The organism is Lysinibacillus sp. Bpr_S20 (assembly GCF_023337835.1).
Lineage (GTDB): Bacteria > Bacillota > Bacilli > Bacillales_A > Planococcaceae > Lysinibacillus.
In genome coordinates this window covers 476192-494130 of the sequence record NZ_JALNLQ010000002.1, presented here as the reverse complement: position 1 = coordinate 494130, position 17939 = coordinate 476192, and the positions used below count along the sequence as shown (strand labels likewise).

At 33.8% G+C, this 17939-nt stretch carries 18 protein-coding genes; 3 read left to right on the top strand and 15 right to left on the bottom strand.

Annotation, left to right across the window (positions count from 1 at the left end; all coding sequences use genetic code 11):
• Window positions 1–38 precede the first annotated feature (38 nt).
• Genes MWJ95_RS06810 through MWJ95_RS06785 form a run of 6 tightly spaced genes read right to left on the bottom strand, consistent with a single transcriptional unit; the run spans window position 39 to window position 6255 of the window.
• On the bottom strand, window positions 39–287 hold the full coding sequence (locus MWJ95_RS06810; RefSeq protein ID WP_249073272.1) for a plantaricin C family lantibiotic: 249 nt from the start codon (window positions 285–287) through the stop codon (window positions 39–41).
• Window positions 229–2427: a peptidase domain-containing ABC transporter gene (locus tag MWJ95_RS06805; protein ID WP_249073273.1), complete on the bottom strand. Its 2199-nt coding sequence runs from the start codon at window positions 2425–2427 to the stop codon at window positions 229–231. The genes MWJ95_RS06810 and MWJ95_RS06805 overlap by 59 nt, the downstream gene beginning before the upstream one ends.
• Window positions 2428–5550, bottom strand: a complete 3123-nt coding sequence (locus MWJ95_RS06800) for a type 2 lanthipeptide synthetase LanM family protein (RefSeq protein WP_249104932.1) — start codon at window positions 5548–5550, stop codon at window positions 2428–2430.
• Window positions 5551–5582: 32 nt separating this feature from the next.
• Window positions 5583–5765 (bottom strand): class II lanthipeptide, LchA2/BrtA2 family, encoded by a 183-nt coding sequence (locus tag MWJ95_RS06795; RefSeq protein WP_249073274.1) that lies wholly within the window; start codon window positions 5763–5765, stop codon window positions 5583–5585.
• A gap of 56 nt (window positions 5766–5821) precedes the next feature.
• Window positions 5822–6010 (bottom strand): class II lanthipeptide, LchA2/BrtA2 family, encoded by a 189-nt coding sequence (locus MWJ95_RS06790; protein ID WP_249073275.1) that lies wholly within the window; start codon window positions 6008–6010, stop codon window positions 5822–5824.
• 56 nt (window positions 6011–6066) lie between these two features.
• Window positions 6067–6255 (bottom strand): class II lanthipeptide, LchA2/BrtA2 family, encoded by a 189-nt coding sequence (locus tag MWJ95_RS06785; protein WP_249073276.1) that lies wholly within the window; start codon window positions 6253–6255, stop codon window positions 6067–6069.
• Window positions 6256–6654: 399 nt separating this feature from the next.
• Between MWJ95_RS06785 and MWJ95_RS06780 the strand changes: the two genes are divergently transcribed.
• On the top strand, window positions 6655–8085 hold the full coding sequence (locus tag MWJ95_RS06780) for a S8 family peptidase (RefSeq protein ID WP_249073277.1): 1431 nt from the start codon (window positions 6655–6657) through the stop codon (window positions 8083–8085).
• Window positions 8086–8394: 309 nt separating this feature from the next.
• Here MWJ95_RS06780 and MWJ95_RS06775 read toward each other — a convergent pair whose 3' ends face one another.
• The 5 genes from MWJ95_RS06775 to typA all read right to left on the bottom strand — a co-directional run bounded on the left by MWJ95_RS06775 (window position 8395) and on the right by typA (window position 13806).
• Window positions 8395–9195, bottom strand: coding sequence for an ABC transporter permease (locus MWJ95_RS06775; RefSeq protein WP_249073278.1), 801 nt, complete (start codon window positions 9193–9195; stop codon window positions 8395–8397).
• Entirely contained in the window at window positions 9188–9955 is a 768-nt protein-coding gene (locus tag MWJ95_RS06770; protein WP_249073279.1) for an ABC transporter ATP-binding protein, read from the bottom strand. Before MWJ95_RS06770 ends, MWJ95_RS06775 begins: the two co-directional genes overlap by 8 nt.
• A 1-nt stretch (window position 9956) precedes the next feature.
• On the bottom strand, window positions 9957–10949 hold the full coding sequence (locus tag MWJ95_RS06765) for an ABC transporter substrate-binding protein (RefSeq protein WP_249073280.1): 993 nt from the start codon (window positions 10947–10949) through the stop codon (window positions 9957–9959).
• A 614-nt stretch (window positions 10950–11563) separates the two neighbouring features.
• Window positions 11564–11929: a YlaH-like family protein gene (locus MWJ95_RS06760; protein ID WP_374110120.1), complete on the bottom strand. Its 366-nt coding sequence runs from the start codon at window positions 11927–11929 to the stop codon at window positions 11564–11566.
• Window positions 11930–11961: 32 nt separating this feature from the next.
• Window positions 11962–13806, bottom strand: coding sequence for a translational GTPase TypA (gene typA, locus MWJ95_RS06755; protein WP_249073281.1), 1845 nt, complete (start codon window positions 13804–13806; stop codon window positions 11962–11964).
• 138 nt (window positions 13807–13944) lie between these two features.
• Between typA and MWJ95_RS06750 the strand changes: the two genes are divergently transcribed.
• Window positions 13945–14130 (top strand): DUF5325 family protein, encoded by a 186-nt coding sequence (locus tag MWJ95_RS06750; RefSeq protein WP_079559722.1) that lies wholly within the window; start codon window positions 13945–13947, stop codon window positions 14128–14130.
• Window positions 14131–14177: 47 nt separating this feature from the next.
• Here MWJ95_RS06750 and MWJ95_RS06745 read toward each other — a convergent pair whose 3' ends face one another.
• Window positions 14178–14972 carry an inositol monophosphatase family protein gene (locus MWJ95_RS06745; RefSeq protein ID WP_249073282.1) on the bottom strand — a complete coding sequence of 265 codons (795 nt, stop codon included), beginning with the start codon at window positions 14970–14972 and terminating at the stop codon, window positions 14178–14180.
• A gap of 179 nt (window positions 14973–15151) precedes the next feature.
• Window positions 15152–15349 carry a hypothetical protein gene (locus tag MWJ95_RS06740; protein ID WP_053483442.1) on the bottom strand — a complete coding sequence of 66 codons (198 nt, stop codon included), beginning with the start codon at window positions 15347–15349 and terminating at the stop codon, window positions 15152–15154.
• A gap of 123 nt (window positions 15350–15472) precedes the next feature.
• On the opposite strand from MWJ95_RS06740, the gene MWJ95_RS06735 reads away from it, so the two are divergent.
• On the top strand, window positions 15473–16099 hold the full coding sequence (locus tag MWJ95_RS06735) for a YktB family protein (RefSeq protein ID WP_249073283.1): 627 nt from the start codon (window positions 15473–15475) through the stop codon (window positions 16097–16099).
• A gap of 435 nt (window positions 16100–16534) precedes the next feature.
• On the opposite strand, the gene MWJ95_RS06730 is transcribed toward MWJ95_RS06735, so the two are convergent.
• Window positions 16535–16822 (bottom strand): UPF0223 family protein, encoded by a 288-nt coding sequence (locus MWJ95_RS06730; RefSeq protein WP_249073284.1) that lies wholly within the window; start codon window positions 16820–16822, stop codon window positions 16535–16537.
• Between the two features lie 21 nt (window positions 16823–16843).
• The gene (locus MWJ95_RS06725) at window positions 16844–17803 is read right to left on the bottom strand and encodes an NAD(P)H-dependent flavin oxidoreductase (protein WP_249073285.1); all 960 of its coding nucleotides are present in this window, start codon (window positions 17801–17803) and stop codon (window positions 16844–16846) included.
• Window positions 17804–17939: the final 136 nt, after the last annotated feature.

Below are 17939 nucleotides of genomic sequence, written 5' to 3'. Positions count from 1 at the left end.
GAAAGGAAAAACCTTTCTCTTTAGGTTGAAAATATAAATTAGTTACATTTTTTCTGACACTCCACTGTCAGAGTACATACGTGGCCAGGATTACCAAGGATATAACTAGCAGCTGCACATGCTAAGCTTGTTAAAATCGTTTCAGCCCAACGTTCTTGAACTCCTCCATTGACATTTAGCATGTCCATTTCAGATAATTCTTGTACAGGATTTTCAATTGGGAACCCTTCAATATTGTTGCTTCGAATATAAGGGTTCTTCCACTCTGTCACCATCGATTTCTTCATATTTCTCACCTCCTTTCAAGTCTAACTGACTATTCGTATCGTATAATTTTTTATAAAATTCATTTTCGATTATCAATTCCTCATGTTTTCCAATACCTATTATTTTCCCATCTTCCATAACAACAATCTGGTCTGCATCAACAATTGATGATAATCGATGTGCAATAATTATTCGTGTACATTTAATTTCTGAAAGATATTCATCAATTCTTTTCTCGTTTAGACTATCTAAGGCGTTTGTTGCTTCATCTAAAACTAAGACTCTGGGCTGGTTTACTAATGATCGAGCAAGTGCTATTCTTTGTCTTTGTCCTCCAGAAATATTCTGACCCATTTCTGAAATGATAGTCTCATAATTCATTGGCATTTTCATAATTTCATCATGAATTTGTGCTATAGAAGCCGCATTGGCAACATGATAGTTATTAATCTCATCTCTATTAAGTTTAATATTGTCAGCAATTGATTGATTAAACAGGAATGGATCTTGAGTAACGATTCCCATCTGTCTACGTAAATAAGATTTATTAAGTTTTGATAAGGGCATATTTTCAAAAAAGATTTCACCCTTTATCGGTTTATGAAGTCCAACAATTATTTTTGCTAATGTACTTTTTCCAGACCCTGAAGGACCTACAATAGCTACCTTTTGACCAGCTTCAATTTGAAGAGATATATTCTGAATTATTGAATCACCTTGTTCAGTGTACGAAAAGTCTACATTTTCCAAATATATATTTCCTAATAAATCAATTTTTTCTTTCCCATCGTCAGATGATTCCGTAGGAGTATCCATTACATCTCTAATTCTTCGCAAGTATACCTTTAGTTGAAAAAATGAGTCTATCGACATTATGAAAGAATTAGAAGTGGATATAAAAAAAGTTGATATTGTTTGGAATGCAATTAATTCTCCCATACTTAATGTTCCATTCAATACACTATGGGAACCAATCCAAAGAATTAGTAAAGGTGCAAAATATGTCAAAGACCCTGTAAACGAGGTCATAAAATTAAATACTCTTTCCTTTTTCACAAATGCATTCGCAAACTCCAAATAAAACTTTTTCCATCTATCTTGTATTTGCTTTTCAGATCCTGAAGTTTTTATATTTAAGATTCCTAGAATTGATTCTGTTTGAAAAGAATAGAGATTTGTGTCCTTTAACAGTTCACTTCTATTTAATTCATGTATTAACGGCCTTAATCCTAATACAACTAAATATATAATTATTGAAAGCCCAATGATCCACAAAGATAATATGAAAGATTTATAAAACATATAACCAACTATAAAGATAAGAAGGAACAAATCTAAAATATTCTTCATAATTTGGTTAGATAAAATAGATCGAATGGCTCTTAAATTAGAGAATCTATATAATAAATCTCCGGATTGTCTTACTTGATAAAAGCTATAAGGCAAGTCGAGTAAATGTTTAAAGAAATCCCATGACATAGTAAAGTCTAAGAATTTAAATAGCCTAAGAGAAACTTCACTCTTCAGTAAATTAAATATAAAATAAGAAATAAAAGAGAGAATAATCCCTACAAGGATTATCGAAATATCCCCATTTTTACCAGCTAGGTTATCAACCAACTTCTGGGTTAATATAGGTGTAATGAGTACAAATAATTGCAAGATTAAACTTATACCCAGTAACCCAAACATTATGCTCGGTCTTAAAGTAAGCAGTTTTAAATAAGGCTTCCATAAACTTTCTTCTTTTCTTTTTTGGAAAGACTCTCCGGGACATAATAGAAGAATGTACTCTGAAAATTTCTCTTCGAACTCTATTTGATCCACTTTTTTTCTACCAAAAGAAGGATCTATTATATAGAAATGGTTATTTTTTATTTTTTCTAATACAACATAATGTTTATGTTCCCAAAATATAATTACCGGTAAATCAACTTGAGAAATATTATTAACGGAAGCTTTTAAACATTTAGTTTCAAATTTGTATTCTTTAGCAACTTGATACAAATCATATAAAGTATTTCCATCCCGACCGTTACCTAACTTTTCCCTTAATTCATATAATGGAATATTACATTTATAATAAGCAGCTATCATTGCCAAACAAGCTATACCACATTCAGTTTGGCTCATTTGCTCTATATAAGGAACCTTTTTCATTTATTCCACCCTCTTGGGTAATTCTAATGTAAGAATGTTAGGTACTGTTCTATCAATTAGTCTTAATAAGGAGTATCCTACCCCTGTAATACCAGTAAATAGGCCAATTAATCCGCTCTTTTTCATCCCCTCAATTTTACCCAGGACTTCTACATCCTGTAACAAACTATTTGAATGATTCAAACAGTGCTCTTGCATATATTTATTACCTAAATTCTCCGAGACCGAATAGATAATATCTACATTTCCAAAAGCCCCGTGACACAGACAAATCCTATTGTCAAAATTCTCCTGAGTATAGAAAGATTCAACAATATCACTGATATTCACTGGAATTACTTCATTTTTTTCGAAGTTCTTTGACATAATTGAACGATTAAGTAATACTCCTGGTGCTCCATGACACCAATAATAAGAATTCCAAATATCTGTCGCATTATCTCTTAAATCTGCCCAATTTAATTGTAATGAATTATAATGAGTATCTTCATATTGGATTAACTTGTTAACCCAATTTGACACTAATGCGTTAGGAATGTATTTATTAGCTTGTGATAATGAATAGATGATACCTGAAGTTCCATGTGCAAAACCTGTAAGGAAAGTATTATCTTTTATTTTAATTTCTTGTTCTTGTAATTTTTGTATTAGTATCGTGCACAATTCATTAATCTTGTATAGTAACTCTTCATTATTATTTAATTTATAAAGTTCTATATAATAAGTAATAAATCCGGCTATCCCACCTAGAAAATCAATAACATCTTCAGAAGTAAAATCCAGCTGGTTGATTTCGTTTAAATATTCAGACCCTTTATCGAATAAAAACTTATCGTCCCATATCTCTCCAAGATAGTGTAATGTATATGGAACAGATCCTAATCCGCTATACATTGAAGGCGGTAGGGAATTTCCAAATTCTTCAATGATATCTATTACATATACAGTAGCGCGTCGAGCGTAGTCTGTATAAATCTCTTTCCCTGTTATCTTTCCAAGTTGAGCTAAAAAAAGGGAAATTCCTAAAACACCGTTATATAGAGTTGGATCTAATATTTTAAGATTTAATCGATTAGTTTCTGGATTTGTATCCATTCCAATCCATGTGACAGGACCGTCTGATTTATTACCAATAGCATGATTAATGAGATAATCACCAATTTCGATAGCTTTTTCCAAATGAATATTATTTGTTTGATAAGAAGGAATATTTATTTTATATTCAAGTGCTTCTACTTCAGAAGATTCCATTGTAGCTATATGATTACTTTCAAGCATTAATTCAGTATATTGTAATTGTCGTTTTAAATCCTCATGATTTAAATTTTGTAATTTCATTATTAACCTATTTAAGCTTGTCTCTCTAAAAATATTGATGATTTCATCACCGTTACTAGAAAAAATACTAGTTGAATTCATCCGAAATGTAAAAAATGGGATATCGTGATTCAAAATTTCATTTATTTCAAAATCTACAATCCCTTCGAACTTTGGTTCCGTTTTCACCATATTCCAAAGCATTTCCAACAACTTTTCCCGATCTAACCCATCTTTTAAATACTTTGGGTGATATGATGCAACTAAAAAACGGGCATAAATATAAGTAGGACGTAGTATTGTTCGACACTCGCACTTAGAGAATAACTTTGTTAGAACATTAGTTAGCTCTTCCTTGTTCTCAAGAAATACCATATAGATATCTTTTAATCCTCTATTAATAAATTCTATGTATTCACGAGGGTCAATAAGCACTCCTTGATTGAAAACAAGATGCTTACTTTCTGTTGTTATAAAACTAACATTTTCAAATTTCACTTGGTCTGAATTATCATCTACAAGAACCCATCCTTTCATGTTATCTGATTTTTGATTTGGGATTCCTGTAATGGCACTTAAATCAAAATCTATATTACTTCTAAATAGTTGACCTGTTGGTAATAATCCTGATTTAAGCACTGAATCTAAAAGTTGATCCATAGGAAACTTAAAACTTTCTGAGCCATTAATATGATTTGCAAATAAAGTCTCTAAATCAATAATATTTGGATGTTCCCCAGATGAAATAAGATTTTCATAATGCATATCAGTAGTACCAAATAAATGAAAAACCCCTATTAAAATACCTACTCTATAATAATATTTTTCTATATCTTGAAGACTTTCGCATTCCGCATGTTCAATAAATTCTTGCCATCCATAAGTTTCTCGATCAATAGTGATTATTTTACGTAGATGATGTTTAATTGTTGAATGGTTATTAACCCACTCTAAAAAGGAGTTATATTGAATATCTATATCTAAAGATCTTGGTTTATAAACTACTTTATTCTCGTTATCAAAGGTGAAAATCGCTACTGTTTGTCCACCCTTATGTGTATCCCCTTCACCAAGTGATATCCCCTTTAGTTTTGGGTATTCTTTACCAATTCCCATAGTGTTGTTGATGTCTAAATAATCACAAGCAAATCTTTCTAATAAAAGAATACAGTTTTTAGAATATCGATCAGTAATTTCTGTTAATGATCGAGTTAAAACTGGGAAGTTTTCGAAAACTTTTGTTAGATATATCTTTGATTTTAAAAAATCACGTATATAGGTATTTAACAGATTCTCTTCCGAATTATTTCCAATCATTTCTTTTTTGTTAGAAAAATCAGATATAAACAATTTACAAGAAACTGTTTTTAATTCTTGATATAAATTTGCTTCTAACCCATCGAGTACACTGTTCCAATTGCTATACTCTTTAACTCTTACACTTATCGTCTCCTCTAATTTTTTTCTGAAGTATCGAGTAAATGGAATAATCGGTATCCCAAAGCCTAATGATGCATCCATATTCTCAAAATCTTCATTATCGATAGAAGAAAAAATATTTTTAAAGAGCTCACACCAAATTTGTTGAGAATGTTGGGGATCTTGGTCGTTAATGATTTTAACAAAATTATTGAAGTCTATTTTTTTATGCATAAGTCTTTCCTTGAATTCATCAAATCCTAGTTCCGTTTGTTCCATCCAATTCAAAATTGATGATCCAATCTCTACAGAACTCAAATGATTGGGTGTTCTTTCAAAAAGGTAGTTTGCTTTATTTAATTTTAATTGGTTGATGTCCCCATTCATTTTTAACACTTAAGATCCCCCTTTAAATTAAATTAACATCTTGTTGAGCATGCTGTAGACGGACATGAATTCATCGAGTCAGAGATCGTATAGATTGTCACTTGGACTACACATCCCCATGAACTACGAGGATTCACTTCCCCAGCACCCGATAATGATTTCAATTCCTCTTCATTTATCTCACCAATTGCATCAAACTTTAAATTATACTCCATCTTTAATCATCTCCTTTTTTAATTACTGAATTATTTTTAAGAAATGATTCTACGTTTTATTTACCACATCTTGTTGAGCATGCTGTAGACGGACATGAATTCATCGAGTCAGAGATCGTATAGATTGTCACTTGGACTACACATCCCCATGAACTACGAGGATTCACTTCCCCAGCACCCGATAATGATTTCAATTCCTCTTCATTTATCTCACCAATTGCATCAAACTTTAAATTAGACTCCATCTTTTATTCATCTCCTTTTTTAATTATTGAATAATTTTTAAGAAATGTTCTCCGTTTTATTTACCACATCTTGTTGAGCATGCTGTAGACGGACATGAATTCATCGAGTCAGTGATAGTCCAGATTGTCACGTCTATTACACATCCCCATGAACTACGAGGATTTACTTCTCCTGCACCCGATAATGATTTTAATTCCGCTTCGTCTATCTCGCCAATTGCATCAAATTTTAAATTACATTCCATTTTCCATTCATCTCCTTAATTTATTTCTAGTACTTAAGAAAAAACATTTAGACTATAAATTTACAACCTATAGTTTTATCATCTTGATGCACCTTCTTAAATCAATTGAGTCAGAGATAATCTAAAGTGTTATAGTCTTTCCCATAACCTACTTACTTCACTTACTGTACATCTGTTTACTCATTTAAGTTCTAGAGTCAAAATTACCTTTTATTACCTCCCCTACCATTTATTTACCAATATCATAACTTATGAAATTCGATAAGTAAATACTTTTTTTGAAATATTTAGGTAATTTTATTTAAATTACAACGCATTCCATATATTACCTTACTTAAACTAATTTTACAAATATTAGTTTAAATGTTATATTATCAACAAAAAGGGAGGTATATAATTATGAGAAAACTGGCTAGTATTTTATTTCTGTTTTTTGGGATTATTATTATTGGAAATGAGAACGGATTAGCAAAGGAATACGAAAAGCAATATTCTGTATTTTTAAGAAGCCCTAGCTATTCTAATGATTTCCTTGAACAAATAGAAAAGTCTTCAATACAATTAGCGTATTCTGTTGAAGAAATAGGAATGTATCAGTTAATAGGAGAGCCTAGCAAGTTAGAAGGTTTTTTAAAAGATTATCAGTACATAGATTCTTACAATGAGTCCATGGAACAAAAAACAAAGCAAACGCGAATTCAAGACGTTAATATAAAACCCGTCAATTCTATAAACTCTGACAATTCTAACAAACCGCCATTATGGCACTTACAATGGGATATGATTTTATCCACATCAAATGGTAAGAGCTACGAAATCGCTCAGGGAAGCAAAAAAACAATAATAGGAATTATTGACTCGGGGATAAACACTGAACATCCTGATTTAAAAAACAATATTGTTGAAGGATCAATTAATCTTGTACCTAAAGGCGGTATTAATGAAACAGACACCGAAGAAACAGGTGAAAGTGACCGTTTAATAGATTTAACTGGTCACGGTACCTTTGTAGCAGGACAAATAGCTGCAAATGGAATGATGAAAGGGGTTGCCCCCCAAATAGGAATTAGATCATATCGTGTTTTTGGAAAGGGATCTAGCGAATCCATTTGGATTATTAAGGGGATTATTGAAGCAGCCAAAGATGATGTGGATGTTATTAACCTTAGTTTAGGTGAATACCTTGTACAAGGACAAATAACAAATGAAAAGGGTGAAAAGATAAATCATTTAGCTGAAATAAAAGCTTACAAAGAGGCAATTAATTTTGCTAAAAAACAAGGAAGTATCGTAGTCGCAGCTGTAGGTAATGATTCTCTAAATTTAAATGATTCTTATACACTTAATAAGTTTTGGAAAGAAGTTTTATCAAAAGATAATAGTGAAATTAATGGTTCTCTATTAGATATACCTGCTGGACTCCCTAATGTAGTCTCTGTTTCCTCTGTTGGCCCAACAAATCAACTATCAAATTTTTCTAACTATGGAAAAAACTTCGTTGATATTGCATCTTATGGGGGAGATACAAGATTATTAGAAACTTATGGTCAGAATCGTTGGATAGAAGAAGGCTGGTTTCAAGAAGAAAGCATCTTAAGCACGTCCTCAAACGGTGGTTATTCATATTCTATAGGTACTTCTAACGCCGCTCCAAAAGTAGCAGGAGCTCTTGGCCTAATTATTGATCAAAACAATTTTAAAAATCAACCCAATAAAGCAATTAATAAGCTATATAATCAAGGAACCTCTAGAATTGGACCTAAAGAACATGTTGGAAATGGGATATTAAATATCTATAAATTATTTAGTAATTATGAAACAGCCCATTAAGATGAACATGTAAAATATTTAATTCCTAAAGACGTTAGACTCAAATTTAGAGACTTTTTCAAAGGTTTTGCTCATTAGGCGAAGCATAATCCACGTTTCAAAATATTAAAAAACAAATTTTGTAAATCTAATTATTATCGTACTTTTGAATAGTTTCTTTCAACATATCTCTAAAACAGAACATCTTGAAGATAATATACAGTTTTTGTAGTATTCATCATATAAACACCCCGTAAATGTAAGTTTAAAATCACTAGCATTTACGGGGTGTTCTAGTATACTATTTTATTTTTACGATAGCATTTTTTATCATTGTGAACCATTATTTTTTACAATCGCCTTTTCTATCAACTCAACAACCTGATACATAATCGTCGCAAAAAAGGCGATGATGAGTAGTGACATAAGCACAAGATTAAAATTAAACACCTGGAAGCCATAAATAATTAAATAACCAAGCCCTTTTGAAGCGACTAAAAATTCCCCAACTATGACACCTACCCAGGAAAGTCCTACATTTACTTTCAAAGTAGAAATAATCGTTGGAAATGAAGCTGGTAAAATAACTTCTCTAAATATTTGCCATCTTGTTGCCCCAAAAGTTTGTAATACCTTGCTGTAGTTTGGATCTACTCCTTTAAAAGCTGTATAAACTACGATGGTTGTAATAATGATTGAAATCAATGCCCCCATCGCTATGATTGAAAAATAACCTGGACCAAGCGCGACTATTAAAATTGGTCCTAAAGCAACTTTCGGCATGGCGTTTAAAATAACTAAATATGGATCTAGTACCTTCGATATCATTGGCGACCACCACAAGACAATCGCTATTAATGTACCGATTAATGTACCGGCAATAAAGCCAATAATCGTTTCTATTAAAGTAACACCAACGTGCAATGTTAACGTACCGTCACTCACTTTTTCTACGAATGTATGCCATACTTGCGTTGGTGAACTAAAAATTAAACGGTCAATCCATCCAAATCTTGAAAGAAGCTCCCACCCACCGAAAAATACTAGTAAGATAATAAGCTGATATACTCGAACAAAACGCTTTTCTTTTTTTAGCATCTGCTGATATTGTTTAAATAATGTATTATCCAAGACTCTCCAGCTCCTTCCAAATAGTTTGGAATACCTCTGAATATGCTGGATGCTGTCGAACATCAAAAGGTGAAAGCTTTTGTAACTCTGAAGGTATGTCAAATACTCTATGCAATTTACCTGGATTTGCAGAAAATAGAAATACTCGTTCACTCATCGAAATGGCTTCACCAATATCATGTGTCACTAGAACTGCCGTTTTTTGATAGGCCTTTAACGTTTCAACAACCAAGTCCTCTAATTTTAATTTCGACTGATAATCAAGTGCCGAAAATGGTTCATCTAGCAATAAAATTTTAGGTTCTACTGCTAATGTTCTTGCAAGTGCTACCCGTTGACGCATGCCACCAGATAACTCTCTCGGATAATTGTTCCCTACATGCGGTAAACCAATTTCTTGCAAAAGTGCATTTGCCGTTACTTTATGAGCCTTATTGCTTCGCTCCATGATTTTCAAACCAATTGTGACATTTTCTTCGATCGTTTTCCAAGGAAATAAATAATCTTGCTGAAGCATATAGCCAATTAGAGATTGATTGTGTGTTGAAATTTCCTCACCATCAATGTATACCTTGCCTTCTGTAGAGGCAAATAATCCTGCAATAATTGATAATAGCGTCGTTTTCCCACATCCACTCGGTCCTATAAAAGAAACAAACTCACCTTTACGAATATCTAAACTAATATCACGTAAAACCTCTTTTGCCTGCGTATTCGAAAAATAGCTATGATGAATATTTTCTAGTTTTAAAAATTCCATATTACTCAGCTGCCTTTTTAGCAAAGGTTGTATTCACAAGCTTTCCATAATCCACCCGTTGAGGAAGTTCACCAGCTTCCCCCATGATCGTTTGCAAGTTATCCCATTCTCCCTCATCCAAAATTGGATCTGTAGCATAAGATCCCTGTGATTTATAACGCTCAACCACTGTTTCAATTAATTCAACATCTACATTCTCAAAGTATGGTTGAATAATTTTCGCTATTTCGGCTGGACTTGCTTTTTGTACAAAATCCTGCGCTCGTTTCAATGCATTTGTAAAGCCTTGAACTGCCTTCGCATTGTCCTTTAAATAGCTACTTTTCGCCATAAATGATGTATAAGGTAATTTCCCTGATTCCGTACCAAATGAAGCGACAATATGGCCCTTACCTTCTTTCTCAAACATGCTCGCAGTTGGTTCAAATAGCTGTACATAGTCACCTGTTCCAGAAGCAAAGGCAGTAGCAATATTAGCAAAATCAATGTTTTGAATGAGTTTTAAATCATTCTTAGGATCAATGCCATGCTTTTTCAGTACGAACTCACCCGCCATTTGTGGCATTCCACCTTTACGTTGCCCTAAAAATGTAGAACCCTTTAGCTGATCCCACGAAAAATTATCCATCTTTTCGCGCGCAACTAAAAACGTGCCATCTGTTTGTGTTAACTGCGCAAAATTTTGAATCGGGTCATTGGAGCCTTGGAGCGTTACATATATAGAAGTTTCTGACCCGACTAAGGCGATATCAATGCCATCAGACAACAACGCCGTCATTGTCTTATCGCCACCCGCAATTGTTTGTAGCTCAACAGAAAGACCTTCATCCTTGAAGTATCCTTTTTCAAGTGCTACATACTGCGGCGCATAGAAAATCGAGCGCGTCACTTCTCCAACTTTAACTTTTTCAAGCTCCGTTTTATTACATGCTGTCAAAGAAAGGAGTAACAAAGCGACAACACTAAATAGCAAACCTTTTTTAAGCCAACGCATTTCATTTCCTCCTTGATTGATGAAATAAGCCTATCGACATTAACTTATTCACTTATGTCATTTAAGGTGCGAAGAATTATGTTAAAGTACTTCTAAAATAAATAATTAAACGTCCCTTTCGGAAACCTTAGGATCCGAAAGGGACGTCTGGTGCACAGTAAAATCAAATTCAATTTCACATATAATTCAGTTGAACAATATAGTATTATATGTATTTCAGGAATTTAATGGATAATATTCACAAAAGGACAATATATAAAAAATACCCCCCAAAAAAGGAGATAGAAATATATGCGTCCAATACAAAGCGAGAAAACCCCGTTATGTTGAAAAAACATTTACGGGGTTTGTAGATTTTTTTATTTGAATTAATATAGCCTTTAAAGTCAAATTAAAACGTATTTTTATCGTCTCTGTCTTTTGGATGATGCCCTGATTACTTTTCTACAATCTATAAAATAGAGAAATTTTTTAATGAATGATTAAACACTTAAAGTTATTTTTTATTTATGATTTTCAATCGAAAAAGCTGTAATAATTTTGATTATTATAAGAATAAACCAGTCAGATGATATTTTTGTTATCACCTGACTGGTTTAGTTATAAATTACCTTTTATGCATTTTTATTTTCTCTAGATAACCGCACTTTATAAATACCTAAAAATAATGCTGCAACAATTAAGCCCTCTATCATCGGTAATGAAAGAGCAAAGAATGTCAAAACAATACATCCTATGAACAAACAAATGTAGATAACAATATTTTGCCTAAAGTTTAATTTTCGTGCAAAGCCTAGTTTATAAACAATTGCGCACAAAATGAATACGGAGAAGAAAACAATATACCCTGCTACAGTATAATTTGGTGAGTATTCATAAATAAGACGGCTAATACCGGTGAAATCCTCTAATACTTCAGCCTCAGTTCCTTCTCTCATTTCAGATGCTTGAATGGAGTTTAATAACAACCAATTCAACATCAATATCCTCTTCCTTTCGTGGAAGCAAAAAATTATTTGTCAGCGTTTTTTAATTTTTTCGCTGCTTTCTCACGTTCGTTTTTGTCTAGAATTTGTTTACGAAGGCGAATAGATTCTGGCGTGATTTCTAGGTACTCATCATCAGTTAAAAATTCTAATGCTTCTTCTAGTGTTAATAAACGCGGCTTTTTAATTACATTTGTCGCATCTTTAGTCGCAGAACGAACATTCGTTTTTTGCTTCATTTTTGTAATGTTTACAGTGATATCATTATCACGTGTATTTTCACCAACAATCATACCTTCATAAATTTCAGTACCTGGTTCTACAAATAGTGTACCACGGTCCTCTACTTGCATCATACCATAAGTTGTCGATTTACCAGTTTCCATTGACACAAGTACACCTTGGTGACGACCACCGATACGACCTGGAATATATGGTTGGTAGCAATCGAAAGTATGGTTGATGATACCGAAACCTTTTGTCATTGACATGAATTCAGTTGTATAACCAATTAAACCACGTGCAGGTACTAAGAATGTTAAACGAACTTGGCCATTTCCATTGTTAACCATATCTAACATTTCACCTTTACGAGTACCAATTGATTCGATAATTGATCCAACATTTTCTTCTGGAACATCAATTTGTACACGTTCAAATGGCTCACATTTTACGCCATCAACTTCACGGATGATTACTTGTGGTTTTGATACTTGTAGCTCAAAGCCTTCACGACGCATATTTTCAATAAGGATAGATAGGTGAAGCTCACCGCGTCCAGAAACAGTCCAAGCATCCGGAGAATCTGTATCTTCAACACGTAAAGAAACGTCTGTTTGAAGTTGAGAACGTAAGCGTTCCTCTACTTTACGTGCTGTTACAAATTTACCTTCACGACCTGCGAATGGTGAATTGTTTACTAAGAACGTCATTTGTAAAGTTGGTTCATCAATGCGTAATGGTGTTAAAGCTTCTTGGTGTTCAACAGGACACACAGTTTCACCAACATTGATATCTTCCATACCTGAAACGGCAATTAAATCACCAGCTTTTGCTGATTGAATTTCTTCACGTTTTAAGCCAAAGAAGCCAAAGATTTTTGTAACACGGAATTGTTTTACTGATCCATCTAATTTCATAAGTGCTACTTGTTGACCTACTTCGATTGTACCGCGGAATACACGACCGATACCGATACGACCAACGTAATCATTATAGTCAAGTAATGCTACTTGGAATTGTAATGGGTCAGCTGAATTATCAACAGGTGCTGGAATAGATTCGATTACTTTTTCAAATAGACATTGCATGTTTTCTTCTTGTTTCGATGGATCTGCATCAAGTGAAGCAGTACCATTTACCCCAGAAGCATAAACAACAGGGAAGTCTAATTGATCGTCATCTGCACCAAGCTCGATGAATAATTCTAATACTTCATCTACTACTTCTAATGGACGAGCTGAGTCTTTATCTACTTTATTAACAACCACAATTGGTGTTAATTTTTGTTCTAACGCTTTTTTCAATACAAAACGTGTTTGCGGCATACAACCTTCATACGCATCGACAACTAGTAAAACGCCATCTACCATTTTTAAAATACGTTCTACCTCACCACCAAAGTCGGCGTGTCCAGGCGTATCAAGGATGTTGATACGAGTTCCGTTATAATTTACTGCAGTATTTTTCGCTAAAATTGTAATACCACGTTCACGTTCAATATCATTAGAGTCCATTGCACGTTCTTCAACATGTTCGTTTGAACGGAATGTACCCGATTGTTTTAATAATTGGTCGACTAAAGTAGTTTTACCATGGTCAACGTGTGCGATAATTGCGATATTGCGAAGATCTTGACGTAAGTTTGTCATTATTCCACTCCATATTCTTTTTTCGAATGTTTAACTGTGATATTATAGCACAAGAAGGATAGAAATGTCCTTATTAGAATTTTCCTCATTCTAAAAAATATATTCGCATTATAAATTTTTAATATAGGAGGCTCAGCTATGAATCGTGCAAAATTCGTAATGGCCATTTACGCATTAGCTGCTGTTTTAGCAATGTGTTCTATCGGGTATTCAGTGGCAATTAGCAGTGTATTAGGTATAATAGCAGGCATTGTGGCTACTTGTGTCATTTTCATGACAGCCTTTAAAATGAAACGTAAGCTTCGTGAGCAAGGCTTACTTTAATAAGATGACTTAAGAAGGAGCCTGTCTAAAAATAGACGGCTCCTTTATTATTCATAAGGCACAATATATTTTTCTAACAACTCTTTGTGTATAGAAGGATTGGCAATAATAAATGTATCCTGATGCAAGAAATCAAAGCCCTCTCCATGTAAATTAGTGGCGATCGCTCCAACTTCCTTAGCTATAATCGTACCACCAGCAATATCCCATGGCGATAATCGCATCGATACATAAGCATCTAATTTACCACTGACAACAAACGCTATTTCCATTGCTGCTGAACCATAAGACCTTGTACCACGTACTGTCCTAACCAATTCAATAACCTTTTCATGGTGAATATGTCGATTTGGTGCTACCCAATGAGCATTGATACCAATGACCGATTCCTCCATTTTAACTGACTGTAATTTACGTAATGGTGAGTCATTGTACCATGCCCCTTCGCCTGCAATAGCATAAAATAAATCTTCACGCATTACATCAAATATGTAACCTAGCTTGCCTACCCCATTCACAAAAATACCGACAGAAATCATAAAATGGCGGTGTTGTTTCACAAAATTCATCGTGCCATCGATTGGATCAATAATCCATACAACACCTTCTAATGATTCTACTTTCTCTCCCATACCCTCTTCCCCTAAAATTTTGTGGGTTGGATCAAAACCTCTGATTTTTTCGATAAAAAATAATTCTGTTTCGCGGTCAATATTTGTGACAAGATCATTTGCACCTGATTTTGTCTCGATCACTAGATTATACGAAAAGGCCTCTCGAATACGGCTACCCGCTTCATATATAATGCTTTTTGCAAATTGATCCATTTGTTGTAAATCCATAAAAACCCACCCTTCGATTATAAGAAAAGGCCCTATGCTTTTAGCCTACTTAAAAAACATCAATAAGTAACACATAATTCCATTATGATATATTGTCTATTTTACCCTTTATAGCAATAAAAATCACCTGCTGTCGGAATATTCAGCAAGTGATTTTTCAAATCGGTATAAAATTTTTATTACGCATAGGCGTGCAAGCTTTCAAGTTCTAGCTGAATTTCAGCGAGGCGTTTTTTACTTTTTTCAATTTCAAGCTCATTTTTTTCATTCATTGCCGAGAATAACGAAGCCAATTCATAATCTAATTCTAATTGTAAAATGTGTTCATATTGCTTCTCAATGTCAACTTTACGTATAATTTTTACGATGGGTTTCATAAAAATCACTTCCTTTTTTTATTTTTTCACAAAACTTATTAGATTTGGTAAAGTTCTTGTTATAAGATTTTTTCCCATTTTTCTAATAAAATAAACCTTATAAATCGAAAGGAGTTAATAAAAATGACAAAAATAAAATGGACTAACAAAGACTTCAATGTTTTTCAAATAGATGGTTTAGAACAGAGAATGGATGCATTAAATTTATGTGTACGGCCAAAATTCCAATTGCTTGGTGAGGATTTTTCTTCCTTCTTTTCAAGTCATCTTGGAGAAGAATTTTATCCTCATGTTGCGAAGCATGCGCGCAGAACAGTAAATCCCCCAAATGATAGCTGGGTTGCCTTCGCACCGTACAAAAGAGGTTATAAATCATTACCTCACTTTCAGATTGGTCTTTGGAGCACACATTTATTCATTGTCTTAGCTATTATTTATGAAGCCCCACAAAAAAATGTGATGGCAGAACGTTTAATTGCCAACAAAGCCATACTACAGCAACTTCCTGATGATTTTATTGTCTCTGGAGATCACATGTCTCCAGCAGCAATCTCCTTGCAAGATGCAAAGGAAGACAAGCTAGATGAATTACTGATTCGTTTACGTGATGTTAAAAAAGGTGAGTTTTTAGTAGGTCGTCATATTCCAAAAGAACAAGCTGTCAAGCTGTCAGCTAACCAACTTCATCAATTAACGGAAGAAACCTTTAGCCGTTTACTCCCTATTTACAACATCATTGTTGGAAAATAAGTTTGGCATTGTGGCATAATAACTAAAACAATTTTTATATGATAAAACCTTATATTTATATATTGTGGAAAATTTACGTTATTATCCCTAGCAAATGAAATTTTTTTGAGAAATATTTTCGTAAAAGAGAGTTTGAGTAAATTATTATTTTTTCGCTGATTTTCAAAAAAATTGAAAATGTTTTATTTTGTATATGTAGTATATGAAATTTGCTTATTTTTAACACCGAGATAGTGTAAAGCAATCAAATAAAAAAATGTGGACATGAGGAATACTCACGTCCACATTTTAAAAGTAGTGAACCAACAACTGACAGCATATTTTTAAAGTGAAATTGAAAAAATTCCGTATCAAAAAAGCGCAAGCAATCAACGTTGCTAAAGTTGATTTCTCACGCTTTTTAAGATTTTGATCAATTTTGTCCCAGGTCGATTTTTATCGACGTTGCTTTGGTGCTACTTTAATAATTGTGCCATCAGCTGCTTCTTTTGTTTGTTTCACAACAGGGTAACTGACATAGCCACTAGCTTCTTCAAATTCACGGAAAATTGTTTTTTCCTCGGCCTGTGAAGGAACAATTTCTTTAAAACGGCGATATTTCGTCATCATTACTTCACGCTTAATGCCTTTTTCATAAGCTTGTTCAATTCCTTCAAAAAATTGGACAACATCAACAATTTCCTCAGTTGACCAATCTGTTGAAAACGGATAAGAGTATTCCATTTGGACATAACCACCTTTATGTTACTGACCCCATTTTACCCGGATACTTTCCGCTTCTGCAAGCATTCGAGTGATAAGCTCTTCAACTGTTGGAATATCATGAATCATCCCTGTCACTTGTCCAGCCCAGCCAAGTCCCTCATCCTTCTCGCCCTCATAAATAAAACGTTTATTCGCTTTCCCACTAATATAATCTTTCAACGCCTCATACGTTGGTGTAGCGCGCTCAATTTCTAAAATCTTTTCTGTAAATTCACTGCGCAACGCTCTTGCTGGTGCACCTATAGAACGTTTTATTACTGTCGTATCTGCCTCGGTGCTTGCGATTAAGGCTTCTTTATAAGCCTCAGAGGCATCAACACATTCCTTGGTCGCTATAAAACGCGTACCCATTTCAATTCCCTCTGCCCCTAGTGCATGAGCTGCCATCCAGCCACGTCCATCACCAATCCCACCAGAGGCGATAACAGGTATTTTCACACTATCTACAACCTGAGGTACAAGCACCATTGTCCCTATATCGTCGCGTCCAAGATGACCTCCGCCCTCTTGCCCAACAACCATAACAGCATCTGCGCCAAGTTCTTCCGCCTTTTGTGCTTGTCTACGTGCTGCAACAAGTACTAATTTTTTAATATCCGTTCCTTCCAAAATATCAAAGATGGGTGCAGGATTACCGCCAGTCATTGTCACAACCGGTACCTTTTCTTCCACCGCAACACGCACCATATCCTCATAACCAGTACCATACATGCCAATGGCAAAATTTACGCCAAACGGTTTATCCGTTAATGTTCGTACTTTATGAATCTCTGCACGCAATAAGTCAGGATCTCGTAAACTCATTGCTGTTATTTGTCCTAAGCCCCCAGCATTCGACACCGCTGCTGCTAAATCCGCATATGCTAAATAGGCTAATCCCCCTTGTATAATTGGGTATTTAATATTTAAAAGCTCCGTCACACGTGAATTCCAATTCATAGTATCTCCCCTTTCCTACGATACTAATTTCTCGATATTATAAAAAAATCCTTTAATTTTTATTTTTTTCTGTAAAGTCTATTTTTTCATGCAATTAGGTGCTATAATTCATTTGTTTTCTTAAATATTATAATGT

Excerpts from the sequence above, each read along its gene's own strand:
- MWJ95_RS06810 (WP_249073272.1), bottom strand. The coding sequence starts at position 287 with ATGAAGAAATCGATGGTGACAGAGTGGAAGAACCCTTATATTCGAAGC.
- MWJ95_RS06805 (WP_249073273.1), bottom strand. The coding sequence starts at position 2,427 with ATGAAAAAGGTTCCTTATATAGAGCAAATGAGCCAAACTGAATGTGGT.
- MWJ95_RS06800 (WP_249104932.1), bottom strand. The coding sequence starts at position 5,550 with ATGAATGGGGACATCAACCAATTAAAATTAAATAAAGCAAACTACCTT.
- MWJ95_RS06795 (WP_249073274.1), bottom strand. The coding sequence starts at position 5,765 with ATGGAGTATAATTTAAAGTTTGATGCAATTGGTGAGATAAATGAAGAG.
- MWJ95_RS06790 (WP_249073275.1), bottom strand. The coding sequence starts at position 6,010 with ATGGAGTCTAATTTAAAGTTTGATGCAATTGGTGAGATAAATGAAGAG.
- MWJ95_RS06785 (WP_249073276.1), bottom strand. The coding sequence starts at position 6,255 with ATGGAATGTAATTTAAAATTTGATGCAATTGGCGAGATAGACGAAGCG.
- MWJ95_RS06780 (WP_249073277.1), top strand. The coding sequence starts at position 6,655 with ATGAGAAAACTGGCTAGTATTTTATTTCTGTTTTTTGGGATTATTATT.
- MWJ95_RS06770 (WP_249073279.1), bottom strand. The coding sequence starts at position 9,955 with ATGGAATTTTTAAAACTAGAAAATATTCATCATAGCTATTTTTCGAAT.
- MWJ95_RS06765 (WP_249073280.1), bottom strand. The coding sequence starts at position 10,949 with ATGCGTTGGCTTAAAAAAGGTTTGCTATTTAGTGTTGTCGCTTTGTTA.
- MWJ95_RS06760 (WP_374110120.1), bottom strand. The coding sequence starts at position 11,929 with ATGTTGAATTGGTTGTTATTAAACTCCATTCAAGCATCTGAAATGAGA.
- typA (WP_249073281.1), bottom strand. The coding sequence starts at position 13,806 with ATGACAAACTTACGTCAAGATCTTCGCAATATCGCAATTATCGCACAC.
- MWJ95_RS06750 (WP_079559722.1), top strand. The coding sequence starts at position 13,945 with ATGAATCGTGCAAAATTCGTAATGGCCATTTACGCATTAGCTGCTGTT.
- MWJ95_RS06745 (WP_249073282.1), bottom strand. The coding sequence starts at position 14,972 with ATGGATTTACAACAAATGGATCAATTTGCAAAAAGCATTATATATGAA.
- MWJ95_RS06740 (WP_053483442.1), bottom strand. The coding sequence starts at position 15,349 with ATGAAACCCATCGTAAAAATTATACGTAAAGTTGACATTGAGAAGCAA.
- MWJ95_RS06735 (WP_249073283.1), top strand. The coding sequence starts at position 15,473 with ATGACAAAAATAAAATGGACTAACAAAGACTTCAATGTTTTTCAAATA.
- MWJ95_RS06730 (WP_249073284.1), bottom strand. The coding sequence starts at position 16,822 with ATGGAATACTCTTATCCGTTTTCAACAGATTGGTCAACTGAGGAAATT.
- MWJ95_RS06725 (WP_249073285.1), bottom strand. The coding sequence starts at position 17,803 with ATGAATTGGAATTCACGTGTGACGGAGCTTTTAAATATTAAATACCCA.